Raw genomic sequence first — 18714 nt, 5'->3', positions numbered from 1 at the left:
ATGCTTCCCTGCCTTTTCTTACACATAGAGGCGGCGTTCTTCTCGTCTAAAATCGATAAATGAAGGAGTTAAAACAATGATTGTTTGTGCTGTTCTAGATCTAAAGAAGTATAATAAAGAAGAATAGCTGCAAGACTTGAGAAAAGAAGAAAAAATGACATGAATAGGAGCAATGAATAGTGGAAAAAAAGCAAAGCAGCTTAAAGCCTTTTATCTCCCTTATTTTATCCTCTGACATCCCTAAGCTTCTGCTCGTTATCGGATTATCCGCGAGTGTGCTGACAACCATTGCGGGACTGCTTGTTCCAGTGCTGACAAAAAATTTAGTCGATGGGTTTTCAGTCTCATCTTTAAGCACTCCTCTCATTATTGCCATTGGAGGAGCTTTTATCGTCCAAGCAATCATTAGCGGGATCTCTATTTACTTATTAAGTGTGGTCGGACAAAAAGTAGTTTCAAGCATGCGGGACCGTATGTGGGTAAAACTAATCCGGCTGCCTGTCAGCTATTTTGATAAACAATCCAGCGGAGAAACTGTAAGCCGGGTTGTAAATGATACAAGCGTTGTTCGGGATTTAATTTCGAATCACTTTCCACAATTTGTTACCGGTGTGATCTCGATTATCGGTGCTGTCATCATCTTGCTCGTCATGGACTGGAAAATGACGATGCTCATGCTCATCTCTGTTCCCATCACACTGGCTGTTATGATTCCCCTTGGACGGCAGATGGCGAAAATTTCCCGCGGGCTGCAGGATGAAACAGCCTCTTTTACCGGGCACATTCAACAAACGCTCAGTGAAGTACGCTTAATGAAATCCTCAACCGCTGAACAAAATGAAGAAGTAAAAGGGTTAAAGGGCATCGAAAATCTGTTTCATTTCGGATTAAAAGAAGCACGGGTTTTTTCTTTAATCGGACCGATTATGTACCTTGTTGTGATGGTCGTTATCGTCATGATTATCGGGTATGGCGGTATGCGGGTAGCAAACGGAACGATGTCGACAGGTTCACTTGTTGCTTTTTTGCTTTACCTGTTCCAAATCATTATGCCAATCACCTCATTTGCCATGTTTTTTACTCAATTACAAAAAGCAATGGGAGCAACAGAGCGTATTATTGATATTTTAGAATTACCGCTCGAAGCCGGACAAGATGGGTTAGAGATCGACATTAAGAATGAGCCGATTCATGTCGAAGGCGTATCCTTTGCTTACAGCGAAGAAGAGCCTGTCTTAAAAAATGTGTCATTCCAAGCACAGCCGGGAGAAATGATTGCCTTTGCCGGACCAAGCGGCGGCGGAAAAACAACCATGTTTGGGCTGCTTGAACGATTTTACGAACCAACTGCAGGTGAAATACGTATCGGCCGTACACCGATTGCCGATTTGTCAATGGCGTCCTGGCGCAGCCAAATTGGGTATGTGTCTCAAGAAAGCGCCATGATGGCCGGAACGGTTCGTGAAAATTTGAGCTATGGGTTGAAAAACGGGGAAAGCATAACGGATGAACGTTTGTGGGAAGTAGCCAAAATGGCTTATGCTGATCAATTTATTAAAGCATTTCCGAAAGGCCTGGACACAGAAGTCGGGGAGCGCGGCGTGAAGCTGTCCGGCGGCCAAAGACAGCGCATCGCCATTGCCCGCGCTTTTTTGCGCGACCCGAAAATTTTAATGATGGATGAAGCAACCGCAAGCCTGGACAGTCAATCAGAAGGTATTGTCCAAGAAGCGCTTACGCGTTTAATGGAAGGCCGCACAACGTTCGTCATCGCCCACCGGTTATCGACGATTGTTGATGCGAATAAAATTATTTTCATTGAAAAAGGGCAGGTAACCGGAATTGGCACACATCACGAGTTAATACAGTCTCATGAACTTTATCGTAAATTCGCTGAACAGCAGCTGGCGTAATTACTGGCCAAAAAAATGAAAAAAGGCTAAAGCTTTGATTCAGCCTCTTTTTTATAATAAAACAGCAGGTGCCCGCTGTTAAAGAGAGTGCCCCCCTATTCATCTGAATCTTCCCTGCTATTTTAATTGCTGCTGTAAATAAAATACTGCTATTGAATTTCCTTTTTTGTTTATTAAGTTGCATTTTTAGTTCTTTGTATCTCTTTTAGAAAATTTTGTTTTATAAAATGCCTGCAGTAAACTTTTCTCTTTGAAGAGATTACTGCAGGCATTTTTTACTTTTAAGCCACCTCCCTGGTGTGGTACGGCTCCAGTGACATATGCATAAGAAATTGTAAAAATTCATTGTCCGCATCTTGAAGAAGACGATTGGCATAATGCCATGCGTTTGTTTCGATCCGCAGGGCAATCCGCTTTTTCTGCAGCAGGTCAACTGTTTCATCAAGCTGATCAGCCAACCCCTTTAGCTGGGTGTCTTCTGCATGACCGAGCTCATGGGCGAAAACTGCGGCCAGATGCTGATCAAATGGTTTTAATGAGCCGTATAAGATGCGGCACTGCTCTTGAATGCCGTCCCAATAAAGAGTGATTTTATGCTGGGCTAAGCTGTATTTACCGCCGACAATGGTCTGACGGTCCGTAGATTTATGAATCTCCACAGCAACAGTGCTGCCGGACAAATCAAGGAGGCGTTTTATAACAGCAGGAAGCGGGTCTGTCTCTATAATAGAAGAGCTGGTTACTTTCATCGGCATGTCTCCTAGTATTTAAATTGAAATTTTGTATATAAAAAAAGCACTTCCCTGAATCAATTTAGACAGTCAAAAAACGACAAAAAATTGAGGAATTACTTTCTTTTACTTATTATACGACAAAACAATTTGTTTAATATTTACCAAATACCAGGATTAAATAATGACATGCCCCTTTTTATTGCTTTTTAACAGTCAAGCCGATCAGCCTGGCAAATCCAATCGCCTGGTCAGGAGATACCACGCAGCCGTTCAAACAGTCCAAATCGACGTGAAGCTGGTCGAATGTACAAGTGCTAATATCGATTCCTTTCAGTGACATTTGTTTAAATTGAACGTCATCGAGATCACATTGATCGAAATACACATGCTGAAGTGAACTGCTATAAAAATTAGCGCCTTTTAACGAGGAGTCGTTAAACGTCACATTTTTTAAATGGGCATCCACAAAATCACTTAAACGAGCCACAGACTCGTCAATTGTTATATGACTGAGGTGTGCTTCCGAAAAATCTGTTCCCATCAGCTTGCACTCTTTAAAGACTATTCGATGAAAAAGTCCTTTATGAAAGCTGGCATTCGAAAGGTCACAATTCTCGAATAGGACATCCACCATGTCCACCCCCTCAAAACAAGCATTTACAAACGTTCCATTTTTAAAGACCACTTTCGAAAAGACTGCTTTCTCAATCGCAACGCCTTCGGCCTGTGCGCCTGTTATGATACATGCGGTTAATTCCGGCTCTTCTTCCTCATAAATCATATGAAAATGGGCTTCAATCATTTCCCGGGAAAACTTTGGTCCTTCAATCTTTACCTTTTTCGTCATTTAATCACCCTTCTCGTTTATCCTTGAATTTCTGTTATGCTTTTGCTGCTTGAAAAAACAAATAAACTCCCTTTCATCCTGTCTCTCCTTATTGTATGGTTTTTTATTATTAAAAGATAAATTCATACAGTTGAAAAGGATATATGTTTCGAACAAATGAAAAGAAAAAGAATTCATTTTGAAAAATGCTTCAAAACGAATTCTTCCAGTTAAATCTTCTTCACAAATTCCGACTTCAGCTTCATCGCGCCAAAGCCATCGATTTTGCAGTCAATATCATGATCGCCCTCCACAAGGCGAATACCTTTTACTTTTGTGCCGATTTTGATGACAGACGACGTGCCTTTCACTTTCAAATCTTTAATGACCGAAACAGAATCTCCATCGTTTAACACATTTCCATTAGCATCTTTGACAACCTTTGTTCCTTCGCTGCTTTCAGCTGTTGATTCCAGCGTCCACTCATGGGCACACTCCGGGCAAACGAACAAGCTCCCATCCTTATATGTATATGTCGACCCGCATTTCGGGCAGTTTGGCAATTCTGTCATCTTTTTATTTCCTCCCGTTACTGACATTTCTTTTTCAAGTATATAATGATTCCGACAGGATGGTAAGGCAGGATTTTGATCTTTCCCATCCATTAAAATATTGCAAAATCCCTCTTGACCTTTACGCAGCGTAAACGTTTATGATAATAACTATCAGGAGGGGCTGCTATGGAATATACGATCAACAAATTAGCGCAAATGTCAGGCGTGACGACCCGTACACTTCGCCATTACGACCAAATCGGGCTGCTGACACCGGCCAGAATCAATTCATCCGGCTATCGTATTTATGGACAAAAGGAAGTGGACCGGCTTCAACACATCTTATTTTACCGCGAATTGGACGTCAGCCTGGAGGACATTACAGCAATCTTAAACAAGCCAGACTTTGACCAAACAGCTGCTTTGAAGAACCATTACAACAAGCTTCAGACAAAACGCGCCCGTCTTGACAAAATCATGGTGAACGTTGAAAAAACGATCGCTCATAAAGAAAGAGGGATATCGATGCAGGACAATGACAAGTTTGAAGGATTAAAAGAAAAAATGATTGAGGAAAATGAACAGAAATATGGGGACGAAATCCGTAAAAAGTATGGCAACGAGACAGTAGATGCAAGCAATGCAAAGCTAATGGGCATGTCGCAGGAAAATTACGTGGCGATGAACAAATTAGGCGAAGAAATCCTTTTAGTGCTTAAGGAAGCATACGCAACTGGCGATCCCTCATCTGAAAAAGCACAAGAGCTTGCGGCCAAGCATAAAGAGTGGCTTATGTTTTCATGGCCAAGCTATTCAAAAGAAGCACATGCCGGTCTTGCGGAAATGTACGTGGCGGATGAACGCTTTACTGCTTATTATGATAAACATGTCAAAGGCGGAGCTCAATTTCTGCGTGATGCGATTTTGATTTATGCAGGAATAAAATAATTGATCATTTCTGAACCTAACAAAAAATGGACCCCGCCTGAACTAGTTGACTTTACACGAAAGCGTCAGCAGGCAGTCGGTGTGCCCGGCCAGGTGTTTCATTACTCGGACACTGGCTACATCCTGCTTGGGCTGCTCATCGAGAAAGTGACCGGCAAGCCATTTCACGAAAATCTTCATGAACGCATTTTTCAGCCGCTTAACATGAATGATTCTTATTTGCTGTATTACTCGGAGCCTTCCAATCCGAAAAAAGCGATCCAGGACATTTGGCTGAACGGTTCAAAGCTTTAAAGCGTTGATCGAAATTGTTACTCACATAAAGAAAATAGAGTGACAGCTGAAGACATAGGTTAATCCTGCTTCCAGAGGATCCATTGCTTATTGTGCTGGCTGGCGGAATCTTTCTTGGCGTCGGCATTGGCATCGTGCTTCGCAACGGAGGCGCTCTCGATGGCTCGGAAGTGCTGGCTGTTCTGCTTTCACGAAAAATTCCGTTTTTAGTCGGTGATATTATTTTATTTTTAAATGCCTTTATTTTTATCGGAGCAAGTTTTATTTTTGGATTGGAAAGCGCCTTATATTCTGCGATTACCTATTACATTCTGAAGTACGCGGCACCAATTTCAAAAAACGCGACATCCATTAACAAACAGCCATCCTTCCATACAAAAGGGGCTGGCTTCACTTCACAAGAGAATAAATGTTTCCCTTTCCCAAATAAGTGCGTGAAAAACGGGTAAAAAAGAATAAGGAGATGATGAATGTGAGAATCCGTAAACAGAAAAAAGAAGAAACAGCAGGAAACCTCCAGCAGCAAATTGATGGAAAAGAACAATACTATTCAGAGGAAAAGTTCACAGAAAAGCTCACAAAGTCCGGAGGAAAACTTGGCCACAAAGCGATGTATGCCGCCCTTCTTTTATTTGAAGCATTGAAAAGTCCGAAGCTGCCAAACAAAACCCGCATGACCATTCTCGGTGCGCTGGGCTATTTAATTTTACCGGTCGACGTCATGCCTGATTTTCTGCCGGCGGTCGGGCTGGTGGATGATGCCGGCCTTCTGATCGCAGCGCTTGTCAGTGTGTATAACATGGTTAATGACGAGATGCGGCGCGCGGCGCATCAACGGATGAAAAAATGGTTCGGAGAGAAGTATGACGCCGAATTAGTGGATGAGGAGATAAACAAATCATTATAGTTCTTATCAAAAAAACACATGACCGTTGCGGCCGTGTGTTTTTTCATTTTTTCTTATGCAGTTTGCTTATTCTATAGCTGTATCCTAAATAAGGCAGTCCCGTATAAACCAGTCCTTATATCCCATAAAAGCACACTTCTCAAAAATCCAGCCTTCTTTTGCAAGTCTGGCCAGCTTTTTCATATCTTTTTCTTCATCAGCAATCAAAAATGCTCAAAATAAAAAGCCTTTAGATTTACAAATCTAAAGGCTGGTTCAACAAAATGTTTCGTATGTTGCATACCATGAATACAATACGAATATAATCAAATTCATACAAATCGAGGTGAAACATGGATTTTTATCCTTTTCATTATCTTGCATTAGGGGATTCCTTGACTGTTGGTGTCGGTGTCCCAGCTCTTGACCCGGGATTTGTAGAACATTACGCATGTTTAAGTAAACAATCCTTAAAAAAGTGTATTCAATATAAGAAAAATGCACGGCCGGGAGCAACAACCGGCGATGTTCTAAATATGCTTCACTCTCCAATTGTTATAGAATATGTAAAACATGCAGATATCATTACTATAACTGCTGGAGGGAATGATCTATTAAATGCCGCTAAAGCATTCATACAAAATAAAAACGAAAAAATTTTTTCTAATGTTCTTGAACAATCTCAGAATAACTTTTCCAGCATAATGAAAAGAATTCACAACATGGAGAAACAAAAAGAATTTATAATCCGACTAACTAATTTGTATAATCCATTCCCAAATATCCCCATAGCAGAGGAAGGTATTAAAACATTCAATTCACTTATTTACAATTTCAGTAAGGATAAACATGTAAAAGTAGCTGATATCTATAATATAGTTAAAGGAAATGAAAGAGCTTTATTAACAAGAGACGGAATCCATCTTAATAGTAGAGGATATTATCAAATGGCTTTAGCTTTTCATAAATTGGGGTATTTTCCAGTGGCACGTTAAGGAACTTGGATCAGCATAGATCTATCGAGTTACTTAGCTGTTTTTAAACCCAAGTACCCGTTGCAAGAGGTAATTCTTTTGACGGCATATTACCTTCGAATTGCACACCAAACCAATTGTAAGTACATAACCTATAAAGGTGATTTTATAGCTAATGTAAGGCGGTGAAGAATATGGATTACACATCTCCATCAACTCAATACACTTTTGACTTACATAAAAGTCCCTTATTTAAAAAAGATAACAACAACTATATTAACGTATTAGGTGTGAAACAGTTGAATACATTGGAAAATGTTTCTCTGCTAGACATTTTCTTAAGTGCCGATAATGTCGTAGAACCTCATTATCACCAAAACGCAGCCGAGCTTGTTTATTGTATTTCCGGCGCTGCTACTGTATCGATGCTGAACCCATTTACAAAAAAAATTCTCAGTTACTCTATTACACCCGGACAAGTGGCAAATGTTCCTCAAGGCTGGTGGCATTATGAAGTAGCTTCAGTTGATAACACTCATCTTTTAGCCATTTTTAATGCACCAACTCCAGAAGTGATTTTAGGCTCTGACATCTTAAAACTTACTCCTGCAAATATCATGTCGCAAACGTATTGTATGGATGAAAATCAATGGAAACAAGCAACTGCACCAGTTAAACCCTCAACATATATAGGTCCATACAAGGACTGCAATAAAGGCAAGGAAAACATGCCTCATCACTATTTAATTCATCATTATCACCAGCGGAAATATATTCCGCAATACCCACATATTCCTTACATTCCTCACTATCAGCAATATCGGGGCTGACAATTAAACAAATACAACATAAAAGAGAGATGGATTTTCATCTCTCTTTTTATTAGTCAACCGCCAACGCCTGCTTCTCTATCAAACACGATACGTCCCGCAACAACGGTTTTGACCGCTTTTGCAGCAAGCATATCTTCGGATGTTCCGGCAGATAAATCCCGATCAAAAATCGAAAAATCCGCAACGTAGCCGGGTTTAATAAGCCCGCGCTCATGCTCTTTGCAAATGGCTTTTGCACTGCCGATTGTGTACATCTGGATGGCTTCAAAACGAGACAGCTTTTGTTCCGGCAAATAACCGTCATGCGTTTCATATGGTTTTTTGCGTTCGACCGCTGCATAAATAGAGGCAATAGGGTTTATATCCTCTACAGGTGCATCCGTTCCAGCAGCACACATAATCCCACGGTCCAACAGCGTTTTCCAAGGATACGCATGAGCCAGACGTTCTTTACCAAGACGATCCTCCACCCAGGGGAAATCAGATGAAACAAATGCCGGCTGAATATCCACGACAACAGGCAATTTAGCCATCCTCTCGATTAGCTCTTCGCTTAGGACACATCCGTGAATAAGACGGTCTCGCTTGCCGTTTGGCGCTGGATATTTTTCAATCATGTGGAGTACTTGATCCGCCGCTGCATCTCCAATGATATGCACGGCAACCGCTTCATTATATGTACGTGCAAGCTTTACTAATTCCTTCAATTGCTCATCTGTGTGAATCAGCAAGCCCTTATTATCCGGCTGGTCTGCATATGGCTTTGATAACGCGGCCGTTGAACCGCCTAATGCACCATCCGCAAAAATCTTCATCGCTCCCGATTCAATAAATGGTTCATCGAATGGCACACTTGCTTCCACCATTTCTTCAAATACAGCATGATGACGAAGCACATTCACCCTGAAATGATGTTTTTTCCCAATAACACGCTGAAATGCAGTCAGCGGATTCATAAATTCCCCGAAATAATGCATATCCTCTGTGTGTCCGCCTGTTAACCCGTAAGACAGCATTTGATCAACCGCCAGATTCAGCACCTCCGTGAGATATTCAATATATGCTTCCCCTTTTCTCGGAATCGCTTCTGTTACCGGATCGATGGCTTTATCATATAAAAGGCCATTTAATTTACCTTCCGCCGTTCGCCCGATTTCACCGCCTGCCGGTGCTTCACTTTCTTCTCGAATGCCGCCCGCTGACAGGGCCGCTGCATTGCCGAGCGCCGCATGATGACAAACTCTCGTTAAGAGGATCGGTTCTTTCCGAATCGCGTTGAGCTCCTCCAGCGTCAGGATGCGTCGGTCAGCAAAGTTCTGTTCATTCCACCCTTCACCAAACAGCCATTTATCCGCAGGCGTTGTCTTCGCCGCCTCTTTCACCATCTCCAGCATTTCCTCCGCTGAAGACGCATTCGATAAATCAAGCCGTACGAACGTTTCTCCTTGAAAGATCATATGAAGATGGCTGTCAACGAAGCCAGGATACATCACCGCTCCCTGCAAATCCAGTTGTTCTTCTGCTTGTTCAATTAGATCATCGAAGGAGCCCACTGCAATAATTTCCCCGTCTTCCACAAGAACTGCTTCTACAGTTTCATTTTCTTGTTCCATAGTGTAAATGATTCCGTTATGCCAAAGTTGTTTCATGGGAAAGGACCCTTTCTCTATCTTTTTTTCATCCCATTTAATAAAATTTCATACAAATAAAACAAAAAGAATTTGGATCAAATTTTATCTAGAAATTAATGTCTGTTTACTTCATTATACAAAAAAAAATAGTTCTGCACTCCCCTATTTTTCCAATTTATGCAGGGTAATGAGTATTTTCCTAACTTCCTCTTTTTTCCTATTTTTTGTCGGAATCCTGTTTTTTTAGGAAAATTAAGTTGTTCCCTGAAAATCAGGAGAAAGGGATTAAGAACGAGGGGTTTTTCCTGCTTTTTCTCCTGCCTTTTTTCTTTCTCTTTTTCACTTTTCAACCTTTGAAAACCTTGATTTATCAGGCTTTTTTCGGGATTTTGTTTATGCTTTTTTCAAGATTTTTCTTCTTCACAGGAACGAAAAAAACGAGGAAAACTGGAGGTAGACTCCGATTTTCACTCGTTTTAGGGAACAACTTATTTGACTTGGAAAGAATTTAATTTTGCTATAACACCAATATTAGTCTTTTCACCTATCTTATTCCACTGTTACTGATTTCGCCAAGTTACGCGGCTTATCCACGTCACAGTCACGATGCAACGCTGCATAGTACGCAATCAGCTGGAATGGTACGACAGCTGCAAGTGGTGCTAGCAATTCATGAACGGCTGGCAGGACGAAACGGTCGCCTTCCTGCTCAAGGCCTTTCATAGAAATCACGCATGTGTTGGCGCCGCGTGCTGCGACTTCTTTCACGTTGCCGCGGATGTTCAAATTCACAGATTCCTGCGTCGCAAGAGCGATAACTGGTGTGCCGTCTTCGATCAACGCGATTGTGCCATGTTTAAGCTCTCCGCCGGCAAAGCCTTCTGCCTGGATGTAGGAGATTTCTTTTAGCTTCAAAGCACCTTCTAAGCCGACATAGTAGTCGACAGAGCGGCCGATAAAGAAGCAATTGCGTGTTGTTGACAGATAGTCACGCGCGATTTGTTCAAATTCTTCTTTTCCGTCACAAAGGACTTCCATTGCGTTTGCGACGATGCCAAGCTCGTGCACAAGATCGAATCCTGTATCGATGCCGGCTTTTTTCGCTGCCGCGTCTGCCAATATGGACAGTACCGCAATTTGCGCTGTATAGGCTTTTGTAGACGCTACAGCAATTTCAGGACCTGCGTGAAGAAGCAATGTGTAATCTGCTTCACGAGACAATGTAGAGCCTGCTACGTTTGTGATTGTAAGAGCTTCATAGCCAAGTTCTTTTACTCTCACCAATACGGCGCGGCTGTCCGCTGTTTCACCGCTTTGGGAAATAAAGATAAAGAGCGGCTTTTTCGATAGAAGCGGCATATTGTAGACGAATTCGCTCGCTACGTGCACTTCCACCGGAATGTTCGCCATTTGCTCTAAATATTGCTTGCCGACTAGACCGGCATGGTAGCTCGTGCCGCATGCAACGATGTACAGGCGATCTGCTTCGTTTAGTGCGTTAACGATGTTTTCGTCAACGTGAAGTTTGCCTTGCTCGTTTTGATACGCCTGCGTAATTTTACGAATAACAAAAGGCTGTTCATCTGTTTCTTTTAACATGTAATGCGGATACGTGCCTTTTTCAATATCGCCGGCATCAATTTCTGCTGTATAAGGAGCGCGTTCAATCGGTTCGCCGTTTTCATTTTTAATCGTGACGGATTCCTTTGTGACGATGACCATTTCTTTGTCCATCAATTCCACAAATTGATTCGTTACTTGAAGCATCGCCATCGCATCGGATGCGATAACATTGCAGTCTTCGCCAAGGCCAATTAGAAGCGGGCTCTTGTTTTTCGCTACATAAATCGTGCTATCGTCTTCTTTGTCCAAAAGGGCAATCGCGTAAGAACCTTTTAAACGGCCAAGCGCTTTACGGAATGCTTCTTCCGTTGTCAGCCCATCTTTGGCAAACAAGCCGATCAATTGCACGATGACTTCTGTGTCTGTATCACTTTGAAGGGCAACGTCCAGTAAATAGTCATATTTCAGCTGCTCATCGTTTTCAATGACACCGTTGTGCACAAGTGTGTAACGGTTGTCTGTATTTTGATGTGGATGCGCGTTGTAACGGCTTGGTACGCCATGAGTTGCCCAGCGAGTATGGCCGATTCCTACGTGAGATTGTACATTTTCGTCCACAACTGCACGCAAATCAGCGATACGTCCTTTTTCTTTGAAAATGTGCACACCCTCTTTGTTGCGCACAGCAATACCGGCTGAATCGTAGCCCCGGTATTCGAGCTTCTCAAGCCCTTTCAATAAAATTTCTTTCGTATCTTCGCTGCCAATATATCCAACTATTCCGCACATAAATGGTTCCTCCTGAGTAGAGGCGTCGGCAAACAAGCGCCGGCTTGGGCACATTGCCTGCCGCGCTCCTTCATATTTTATATTTTTAGGCACATGTCCGCTCCCTTTGTCCACGGGGTTGCCCCCCTGTTTTAAGGATGAACGTAACAGCTGTGTACCTGCAGCCGGGAGGTATCCGCCGAATCATCGATAAACCTCCTCCTCGTCAACTGAACGTATGGTCGTCCCGCTCAGCCCAGGCGCTTTTAGTAAAACACGTGTCTGTCTCTCCGCTCCTTTCTATGTACAGATAAAAACACGATAATCATACCGTGTTCTATCTGTTTCGTCAACCAAAAATTGATTTTCGTTGTCCTAAAAACAAGAAAACAAGCACAGCAGCGACGATACAAAAAACACCGGTGATCGTGAACACTGCATTGAGGCTCCACTGCTCCGCGATAACACCTGCCGCAAGCGGTCCAAGAAAAATACCAAGCGCATAAAACGACTGAAAAAAGCCCATCGCAGACATTTTAAACGCCGGCGGGCTGACGAGTACGACTTCACTTAACAAAATCGGAAAAATAAAACCAAGCGCCAGCCCAATAAAAAAATGTACACTACTAAGAGATGCAAGGGTATGCGAAAAGGGAACGGCAATTAGGAAAACAGCCGTCACGATAAAACAAACCCCCAGCACTATCTTGTTAAAGCGCGGATGGAGACGATAAAACACAAGACTGAGTGACGCCGCTGCGTGTGGAATGAAAAAGGCACATGTCAGCCAAATAAATGACTGCTCTTCTACACCAAGCGCCGCCGCATAGATCGGACTGAACCCGAAAATCGTTATAAATAAAACAGCATGCGCCATCAGTGACAAAAAGGTCAGCATTTTCAGATGCGGCATTTTCACTGTTTCCCTTATGTGGTGAATGGCGTTTTTAGGAACTGAAGACGTGTCTGTTTTCACTTCTCGAATGTTCCAGGCAAAAACAGCGCCTAAAACGGATGCTGCGGCTCCGACCCAAAACGGGAAATCCCAGCCAAACTGATGAACGAGCCAGCCGCTGACCGCCATGCTGAAAAACTGTGTCGCCACCGTTACAAATTGCATAATCCCCATTGCATTCGACGCGCGGGCCGCACTGAAGTAATGAGAGTAGAGCACAGTCGCCATTACCCACATTGATGCCGTTACACCCGCCAGCAGACGTGCAATGAGTATCATGGCAAATGATTCAAAATAAACAAGTATTAAGCTGCTGAGCAGTGCCATGACAAACCCGCCAACAAGCAGCTGTTTGCGGATCTTTTGCAGAAAGTCCGATAAAATGCCGAGTGGAAATCGAAGCAAAATTTGTGTAATACCGTAGGCACCCAAAATAATGCCAATCGCGGAAAAGTTGAAGCCTACTTCCTGCAAATAAACGCCAAAGACCGGCGCATAAATATAAATCGCAAACCAGAAACAAAAAACGGCCGCCAAAAAATAAATGTGATCTTTTCGCCCAATGGTTTGCTGCTGGCCTGTTTCTATGTATTCTTCCATCTCTTGACCCGCCTTCCTCATCACGTAAAGCGTTTTCTGTTTATTATCGAGCAAATAGAAACGTATTTCAACCTTTTCGATTGACAAGGAGCGGGGGATTTGATTACGAAACGAGGCCATTGCTCACGAAACGAAAAAGGAAGTCCGGCTCGCCAGTCGAAACTGGCTGCCGGACTTCCTTTTATTTAAACGCGAAGACCCATTTCTTCTTCAACGATTGTTGCAATACGGTCTGTATACGCACGGCAAAGTTCTTCCGTCGCTGCTTCCACCATTACACGCACAAGTGGCTCTGTTCCAGATGGACGTACAAGAACGCGTCCGTTTCCAGCCATTTCTGCTTCCACTTTTTCGATTTCCGCTTTTACTTTTTCATTATCTGTTACATGATGCTTATCGGTTACACGAACATTCACAAGTGTTTGCGGGAATTTTTTCATTTCCGCTGCTAATTCAGATAATGGCTTTTTCGTTGCTTTCATAATGTTTACAAGCTGAAGGCCGCTTAGAAGACCGTCACCTGTCGTATTAAAATCAAGGAAAATAATATGACCGGATTGCTCTCCACCCAAGTTGTAGTTATACTTTTTCATTGCTTCCACGACGTACCGGTCGCCAACAGCGGTTTGTTCACTTCTAATTCCATGCTCTTCAATGCTTTTGTAAAAGCCAAGGTTACTCATTACGGTTGAGACGATTGTATCGTTGTTTAAGCGGCCTTGTTCTTTTAAATAGCGCGCGCAGATAAACATGATCTGATCGCCATCCACGATTTTTCCTTTTTCATCAATTGCAATGAGACGGTCGCCATCTCCGTCAAATGCAAGACCAAGATCCGCTTCTTTGTCCTTTACAAATTGAGCAAGCTTTTCTGGGTGAGTTGATCCGACACCCTCATTAATGTTCAAGCCGTTTGGCGATGCACCCATTGTTGAAATATCTGCTTCAAGATCCGCAAATAAATGCGCAGCAAGCGAAGATGTGGCTCCGTGCGCACAATCAAGCGCGACATGGATGCCATCAAAGTCTTCATCAACTGACTGCTTCAAGTATTGGAGGTATTTTTGACCACCTTCGAAATAATCGTTTAATGAACCGAGATCCGCCCCTGAAGGACGTGGCAATGTGTCTTCAGCCTGATCAAGAAGCGCTTCAATTTCGGCTTCTTGTTCATCGGAAAGCTTAAAACCATCTGACCCGAAAAATTTAATGCCGTTGTCTTGAACCGGGTTATGAGAAGCTGAGATCATTACACCTGCCTGTGCATCCATCGCTTTCGTCAAATATGCGACACCTGGTGTTGAAATCACGCCGAGGCGCATGACCTCTGCTCCAATAGAAAGAAGTCCCGCTACGAGCGCTCCTTCAAGCATCGGCCCTGAAATACGTGTATCTCGTCCGATTAACACTTTCGGACGCTCAGCATCTTTTGTTAATACATAACCGCCAAACCGGCCCAGCTTAAACGCAAGTTCCGGTGTCAGTTCTGCATTTGCGACACCTCTGACACCATCTGTACCAAAATACTTACCCATCTATTGTTTTCTCTCCTTTTATCAAAACGGCTTTATGAAGATTCATCCGTTGATTTTTCCACTGTTACTTTCACTTTTACTTCCTGCGGCGATGAAAAATTAAATTGCTCCCCAAGGTTCACCGGCACCGTAAGTGTCGTGTCTTTTGTCACGCCGCTCACATCCACCGGAAGCGAAAACTCTTTTAATTCTTCCAGAGCGGATTCTTTCCCGTAAATGGTAATTTCCTCCACGTTCGGTTCTAGCGAGGTGATGGTGACATTTTCTGCCGGTATTCCTTTTGAAACAGCATTCAACGGCACCTTTTTACTTGGATTTTTAACAGAAATTGATACTTGAACAGTCGCCGGTTCCACCTTTACATCCAGCTTATTTAAGTCCCCGTCTAATACTTGAACAGCAGCGGTTGCAGTCGTTTCTTCGCTAATTTCGTCTTCTCCGGTCAACGCTGTTCGTACGAAGGCGATCTTATCAATATCCGACTCAGATCCAGTTACCTTCACTTCACGAGGAGCGACTGTTACATTGTCCACCTGATATCCTTCTGCCAGTGCAGAATCATTGAATTCAGGCGTAACCTTCCTCGATGTGATGACTCTTTCTTCTATCATAACATCGACAGAAGCAGGTAAAATCGACACATCGAGCTTTTCAGAGAAGTTTTTATGCTTAATCGCCACCCGGTGCTCCCCAATTTCATAATCCGTCAAATCGAGGGTCAGCTCAAAATTACGCAGCCGTTTTGTTGATTCAATAATACTTTTCGGGCCGGACAGCTCAACTCGAACTTGTTCCGGTATGCCGGAAACATATAAATTTTCTGTATCATAATATGTCTTTACCGGTACATTCGTCAATACCTCGGTTGTATCGAGTCCCGAATCACCTGCTTGCTGGACCGCTTCAAAATCAGCAAAATTAACGGTCATGTATAACAAAAAAGCTAATAGAAATGCGACAACTCGTACGAACCACTTGCTTTCTACAAAATTATCCACTATTTCTGCGCCCCTTCCACGTCCAGCGGTTAGCAGACTCATTTTTATCAATTCCGGTTAATAACTGATGCTCTAAAATATCTTGAAACTCTTCTTCCGTCAAATCACGGTATAAATCACCATTTCGAGTGACCGAAATGGCACCCGTTTCTTCTGAGACGACAATGGTTAAACTGTCGGTTACTTCACTAATGCCCAGCGCAGCACGGTGTCTTGTGCCCAGCTCTTTTGAAATAAACGGGTTCTCAGACAGAGGCAGGTAACAAGCTGCCGCCGCAATCTGATCTTTTTGAATAATGACCGCTCCGTCATGCAGCGGCGTATTGGGAATAAAAATGTTGATCAAAAGTTCTGACGTAATAACAGAATGCATGGGAATGCCAGTCTCAATATAGTCATTCATTCCGGTTTCTTTTTCAATCGAGATTAATGCGCCAATTCGGCGTTTCCCCATGTAACGAACAGACTTCACGAGCGCATCAATAATTTTGCGCTGTTCTTCATCTTCTTGAATTGCACTGCGGGAGAAAATCCGCCCGCGCCCTAATTGTTCTAGTGCACGGCGTACTTCCGGCTGGAAAATAATAATGACCGCCAGGAAACCCCATGTGAGCGCCTGCTGCATGATCCAGCTTAACGTGTCCAGGCCGGCAAAGCCGGCTATTGTCCGAATAATAACGATAACAAAAATTCCTTTTAACAACTGGACAGCTTTCGTCCCTCTAATGACCATTAATAATTTATAAACAACATACCAGACAAGCAATATATCAATCGCGTTCGATAAATAATCAATAAATGTATAATCTTGAAAATAAGTCGTAAACGGCATACTATATCCTCCAGGTTGGAATTACGGAGCCGTGAAGAAATCACTTTCTTCTTTAACCTGTCCATTATAACATACCAGCCGAAAAGAAGCAGACGATTCCCGTCTGCTTCTTATTGAAACAATGATTTCATTTCATACCAAATTCGGCCAAATAACTGGTCAATCTCTTTAATTTCGCCTGTTACATTTCCAGCAGATGCCATGAAGCGTTCTCCGTTAATAACAGTAACATCTCCTTCGACCGAACCTTCAATTCGAATGTTGCCATTTTTCACAAAAAGGTCTTCTTCGATTTTCGTTCCAGCCGGGACAATAACGGTCTCATTCTCTACTTTCAGTTCACTGTTTTTCGTAAATGCAAAATGGTTGTCTTCCTGGCTGAACAAAGAAGCAAAACCACCGCTCATGAACAAAAGAAATAAAGCAGCCGCAGTTAAAAATGGATGATTGCGAAACCACCGTTCCATTCCAATTTTTTTACCTTCTCGCGGAAGCAGTGCCATAACCTTGGCCGTAAAGCCTGCAGGCGCTTCAATATGGGAAGCACTTTGTACAAGTGCAATTGTCTTCTTTAATTCAGCGAAATGCTTCTTGCAGTCCGTACACGTTTCAATGTGAAATCTCAGTTCTTGTTTCGCTTCTTCGCGAATATCCCCATCCAGATACTCATGCATATAATGAACAATCTGCTTTGGACAAGATGTCATCGTTCATCGCACCCTTTCTCACAAATGCCGCAAATGCTTACGCAGTGCTTCACGTCCCCGATGTACGCGTGTTTTCACAGTTCCAAGGGGCAGTTCTAATATATCTGCTATTTCCTGCAGCGGCAGTTCTTCAATATATTTCAATACAATTACTGAACGATACTTTTCCGGAAGCATTAATATAGCGTCGTGGATCGATGCCTGTACTTCCAAACTTTCTACTTCTTCTTCCGGAAGTTGACCGCCTGACGCTAAATGCGAGTACATATTCAGTCCTTCTGTTCCAGCAATTTCCTCATCCAGGTGATAATCCGGTTTCTTTTTACGGATTTTATCAATACACAAATTGGTCGCAATCCGATACAGCCATGTAGAAAACTTTTTGCTTTGGTTATATGTGTGTATATTCAAAAAAGCTTTCAGGAAGGTTTCCTGAGCCGCGTCCTCTGCCTCATGGCGGTCCCAAAGCATCCGAAAACAGATTTGGTATACTTTGTCCTTGTAAAGTTCGACAATTTCTCCAAACGCATTTTGGTCTCCTTTTATTACTTGCTTAATTCTTCTTTGTACAATTAAATCCATTTTTTCTCCCTCCGCCCTCGCGGTACATGTTAATACGGATATAGGTAAACAAAAGTTTCAAAAAAAGATAAAAAAAATTAATAGTAAAAGTTTACACTAATTTTAAAAGAGGTATGATTATGTATGTAAATCACTATGAATAGGGGGTATCCTCGTTGCAGCTGACTCAACTTCATACAACGATTGAGCAGTACCGCTCTGAAATGATCTTCCAAGCAATGCAAACGTCTTTGAATAACCAAAAAGTGATCGAAATTAGCCAAAAGCTTGATCGGATTTTAAATGAATATTCTACTCATAAATAAAAAAAGCAATACCTTTTCGACATTACTTCCCTTTTATTTCTAATTATAGCAGTTTTTTTGTTGAATACGAACAAAAAACGACTTTTCATGTGATTTTACATGAAAAGTCGTTTTTTTAATGTTAATGAGCCATGAAGGATTCGAACCTTCGACCCTCTGATTAAAAGTCAGATGCTCTACCAACTGAGCTAATGGCTCAAAAATGGCTGGGCTAGCTGGATTCGAACCAGCGCGTGACGGAGTCAAAGTCCGTTGCCTTACCGCTTGGCTATAGCC

Annotated in this window: 19 protein-coding genes and 1 tRNA gene; 8 read left to right on the top strand and 12 right to left on the bottom strand. The window is 42.6% G+C overall.

Annotated features, from left to right (window positions below; genetic code table 11):
- Positions 1 to 179 precede the first annotated feature (179 nt).
- Positions 180 to 1913: an ABC transporter ATP-binding protein gene (locus tag NLX67_RS13205; protein WP_309143133.1), complete on the top strand. Its 1734-nt coding sequence runs from the start codon at positions 180 to 182 to the stop codon at positions 1911 to 1913.
- 281 nt (positions 1914 to 2194) lie between these two features.
- Here the strand turns inward: NLX67_RS13205 and NLX67_RS13200 are convergent, their stop codons facing one another.
- From NLX67_RS13200 to NLX67_RS13190, 3 genes are all read right to left on the bottom strand, one after another.
- A complete protein-coding gene (locus NLX67_RS13200; protein WP_254312046.1) occupies positions 2195 to 2662 on the bottom strand; it encodes a hypothetical protein in 468 nt (155 codons plus the stop codon).
- Between the two features lie 181 nt (positions 2663 to 2843).
- Positions 2844 to 3494, bottom strand: coding sequence for a pentapeptide repeat-containing protein (locus NLX67_RS13195; RefSeq protein WP_254312045.1), 651 nt, complete (start codon positions 3492 to 3494; stop codon positions 2844 to 2846).
- Between the two features lie 209 nt (positions 3495 to 3703).
- Positions 3704 to 4045, bottom strand: coding sequence for a zinc ribbon domain-containing protein YjdM (locus tag NLX67_RS13190; RefSeq protein WP_254312044.1), 342 nt, complete (start codon positions 4043 to 4045; stop codon positions 3704 to 3706).
- A 168-nt stretch (positions 4046 to 4213) separates the two neighbouring features.
- Between NLX67_RS13190 and NLX67_RS13185 the strand changes: the two genes are divergently transcribed.
- From NLX67_RS13185 to NLX67_RS13160, 6 genes are all read left to right on the top strand, one after another.
- Complete coding sequence (locus NLX67_RS13185) at positions 4214 to 4975, top strand: MerR family transcriptional regulator (protein ID WP_254312043.1); 762 nt, start codon at positions 4214 to 4216, stop codon at positions 4973 to 4975.
- Positions 4976 to 5269: a serine hydrolase domain-containing protein gene (locus NLX67_RS13180; protein ID WP_254312042.1), complete on the top strand. Its 294-nt coding sequence runs from the start codon at positions 4976 to 4978 to the stop codon at positions 5267 to 5269.
- A 92-nt stretch (positions 5270 to 5361) separates the two neighbouring features.
- A complete protein-coding gene (locus NLX67_RS23225) occupies positions 5362 to 5718 on the top strand; it encodes a YitT family protein (protein ID WP_375143383.1) in 357 nt (118 codons plus the stop codon).
- 23 nt (positions 5719 to 5741) lie between these two features.
- Positions 5742 to 6176 carry a YkvA family protein gene (locus NLX67_RS23050; protein ID WP_254312041.1) on the top strand — a complete coding sequence of 145 codons (435 nt, stop codon included), beginning with the start codon at positions 5742 to 5744 and terminating at the stop codon, positions 6174 to 6176.
- A gap of 332 nt (positions 6177 to 6508) precedes the next feature.
- Positions 6509 to 7150, top strand: coding sequence for a GDSL-type esterase/lipase family protein (locus NLX67_RS13165; protein ID WP_254312040.1), 642 nt, complete (start codon positions 6509 to 6511; stop codon positions 7148 to 7150).
- Positions 7151 to 7323: 173 nt separating this feature from the next.
- Positions 7324 to 7959: a cupin domain-containing protein gene (locus NLX67_RS13160; RefSeq protein WP_254312039.1), complete on the top strand. Its 636-nt coding sequence runs from the start codon at positions 7324 to 7326 to the stop codon at positions 7957 to 7959.
- 56 nt (positions 7960 to 8015) lie between these two features.
- Here the strand turns inward: NLX67_RS13160 and NLX67_RS13155 are convergent, their stop codons facing one another.
- From NLX67_RS13155 to sigW, 8 genes are all read right to left on the bottom strand, one after another.
- A complete protein-coding gene (locus NLX67_RS13155; protein ID WP_254312038.1) occupies positions 8016 to 9611 on the bottom strand; it encodes an amidohydrolase in 1596 nt (531 codons plus the stop codon).
- A gap of 531 nt (positions 9612 to 10142) precedes the next feature.
- The gene (gene glmS / locus NLX67_RS13150; protein ID WP_254312158.1) at positions 10143 to 11945 is read right to left on the bottom strand and encodes a glutamine--fructose-6-phosphate transaminase (isomerizing); all 1803 of its coding nucleotides are present in this window, start codon (positions 11943 to 11945) and stop codon (positions 10143 to 10145) included.
- A gap of 328 nt (positions 11946 to 12273) precedes the next feature.
- The gene (locus NLX67_RS13145) at positions 12274 to 13479 is read right to left on the bottom strand and encodes an MFS transporter (RefSeq protein WP_254312037.1); all 1206 of its coding nucleotides are present in this window, start codon (positions 13477 to 13479) and stop codon (positions 12274 to 12276) included.
- Positions 13480 to 13664: 185 nt separating this feature from the next.
- A complete protein-coding gene (glmM, locus tag NLX67_RS13140) occupies positions 13665 to 15014 on the bottom strand; it encodes a phosphoglucosamine mutase (RefSeq protein WP_046179599.1) in 1350 nt (449 codons plus the stop codon).
- 32 nt (positions 15015 to 15046) lie between these two features.
- Positions 15047 to 16012, bottom strand: a complete 966-nt coding sequence (locus NLX67_RS13135; protein WP_254312036.1) for a CdaR family protein — start codon at positions 16010 to 16012, stop codon at positions 15047 to 15049.
- On the bottom strand, positions 16005 to 16844 hold the full coding sequence (gene cdaA / locus NLX67_RS13130; RefSeq protein WP_046179600.1) for a diadenylate cyclase CdaA: 840 nt from the start codon (positions 16842 to 16844) through the stop codon (positions 16005 to 16007). Before cdaA ends, NLX67_RS13135 begins: the two co-directional genes overlap by 8 nt.
- Before the next feature lie 110 nt (positions 16845 to 16954).
- Positions 16955 to 17551 carry an anti-sigma factor family protein gene (locus tag NLX67_RS13125; protein ID WP_046179601.1) on the bottom strand — a complete coding sequence of 199 codons (597 nt, stop codon included), beginning with the start codon at positions 17549 to 17551 and terminating at the stop codon, positions 16955 to 16957.
- An 18-nt stretch (positions 17552 to 17569) separates the two neighbouring features.
- A complete protein-coding gene (gene sigW / locus NLX67_RS13120) occupies positions 17570 to 18133 on the bottom strand; it encodes an RNA polymerase sigma factor SigW (protein WP_254312035.1) in 564 nt (187 codons plus the stop codon).
- A 155-nt stretch (positions 18134 to 18288) separates the two neighbouring features.
- Here sigW and NLX67_RS13115 point away from each other — a divergent pair, with 155 nt between their 5' ends.
- Positions 18289 to 18438, top strand: coding sequence for an aspartyl-phosphate phosphatase Spo0E family protein (locus NLX67_RS13115; RefSeq protein WP_254312034.1), 150 nt, complete (start codon positions 18289 to 18291; stop codon positions 18436 to 18438).
- Positions 18439 to 18563: 125 nt separating this feature from the next.
- On the opposite strand, the gene NLX67_RS13110 is transcribed toward NLX67_RS13115, so the two are convergent.
- A tRNA-Lys gene (locus tag NLX67_RS13110) sits at positions 18564 to 18636 on the bottom strand.
- Between the last annotated feature and the right edge of the window lie 78 nt (positions 18637 to 18714).

It is taken from the genome of Domibacillus sp. A3M-37 (assembly GCF_024213455.1).
GTDB classification, from domain to species: Bacteria; Bacillota; Bacilli; order Bacillales; family Domibacillaceae; genus Domibacillus; species Domibacillus tundrae.
The sequence above is the reverse complement of the archived record's forward strand: the minus strand, read 5'-3'. Positions and strand labels throughout refer to the sequence as shown.

Bases quoted from the DNA above. Each gene is read 5' to 3' on its own strand.
- NLX67_RS13195 (WP_254312045.1), bottom strand. From the start codon at position 3,494: ATGACGAAAAAGGTAAAGATTGAAGGACCAAAGTTTTCCCGGGAAATG.
- NLX67_RS13200 (WP_254312046.1), bottom strand. From the start codon at position 2,662: ATGAAAGTAACCAGCTCTTCTATTATAGAGACAGACCCGCTTCCTGCT.
- NLX67_RS13165 (WP_254312040.1), top strand. From the start codon at position 6,509: ATGGATTTTTATCCTTTTCATTATCTTGCATTAGGGGATTCCTTGACT.
- NLX67_RS13155 (WP_254312038.1), bottom strand. From the start codon at position 9,611: ATGAAACAACTTTGGCATAACGGAATCATTTACACTATGGAACAAGAA.
- glmS (WP_254312158.1), bottom strand. From the start codon at position 11,945: ATGTGCGGAATAGTTGGATATATTGGCAGCGAAGATACGAAAGAAATT.
- NLX67_RS13185 (WP_254312043.1), top strand. From the start codon at position 4,214: ATGGAATATACGATCAACAAATTAGCGCAAATGTCAGGCGTGACGACC.
- cdaA (WP_046179600.1), bottom strand. From the start codon at position 16,844: ATGCCGTTTACGACTTATTTTCAAGATTATACATTTATTGATTATTTA.
- glmM (WP_046179599.1), bottom strand. From the start codon at position 15,014: ATGGGTAAGTATTTTGGTACAGATGGTGTCAGAGGTGTCGCAAATGCA.
- NLX67_RS13145 (WP_254312037.1), bottom strand. From the start codon at position 13,479: ATGGAAGAATACATAGAAACAGGCCAGCAGCAAACCATTGGGCGAAAA.
- sigW (WP_254312035.1), bottom strand. From the start codon at position 18,133: ATGGATTTAATTGTACAAAGAAGAATTAAGCAAGTAATAAAAGGAGAC.
- NLX67_RS13125 (WP_046179601.1), bottom strand. From the start codon at position 17,551: ATGACATCTTGTCCAAAGCAGATTGTTCATTATATGCATGAGTATCTG.
- NLX67_RS13160 (WP_254312039.1), top strand. From the start codon at position 7,324: ATGGATTACACATCTCCATCAACTCAATACACTTTTGACTTACATAAA.
- NLX67_RS13190 (WP_254312044.1), bottom strand. From the start codon at position 4,045: ATGACAGAATTGCCAAACTGCCCGAAATGCGGGTCGACATATACATAT.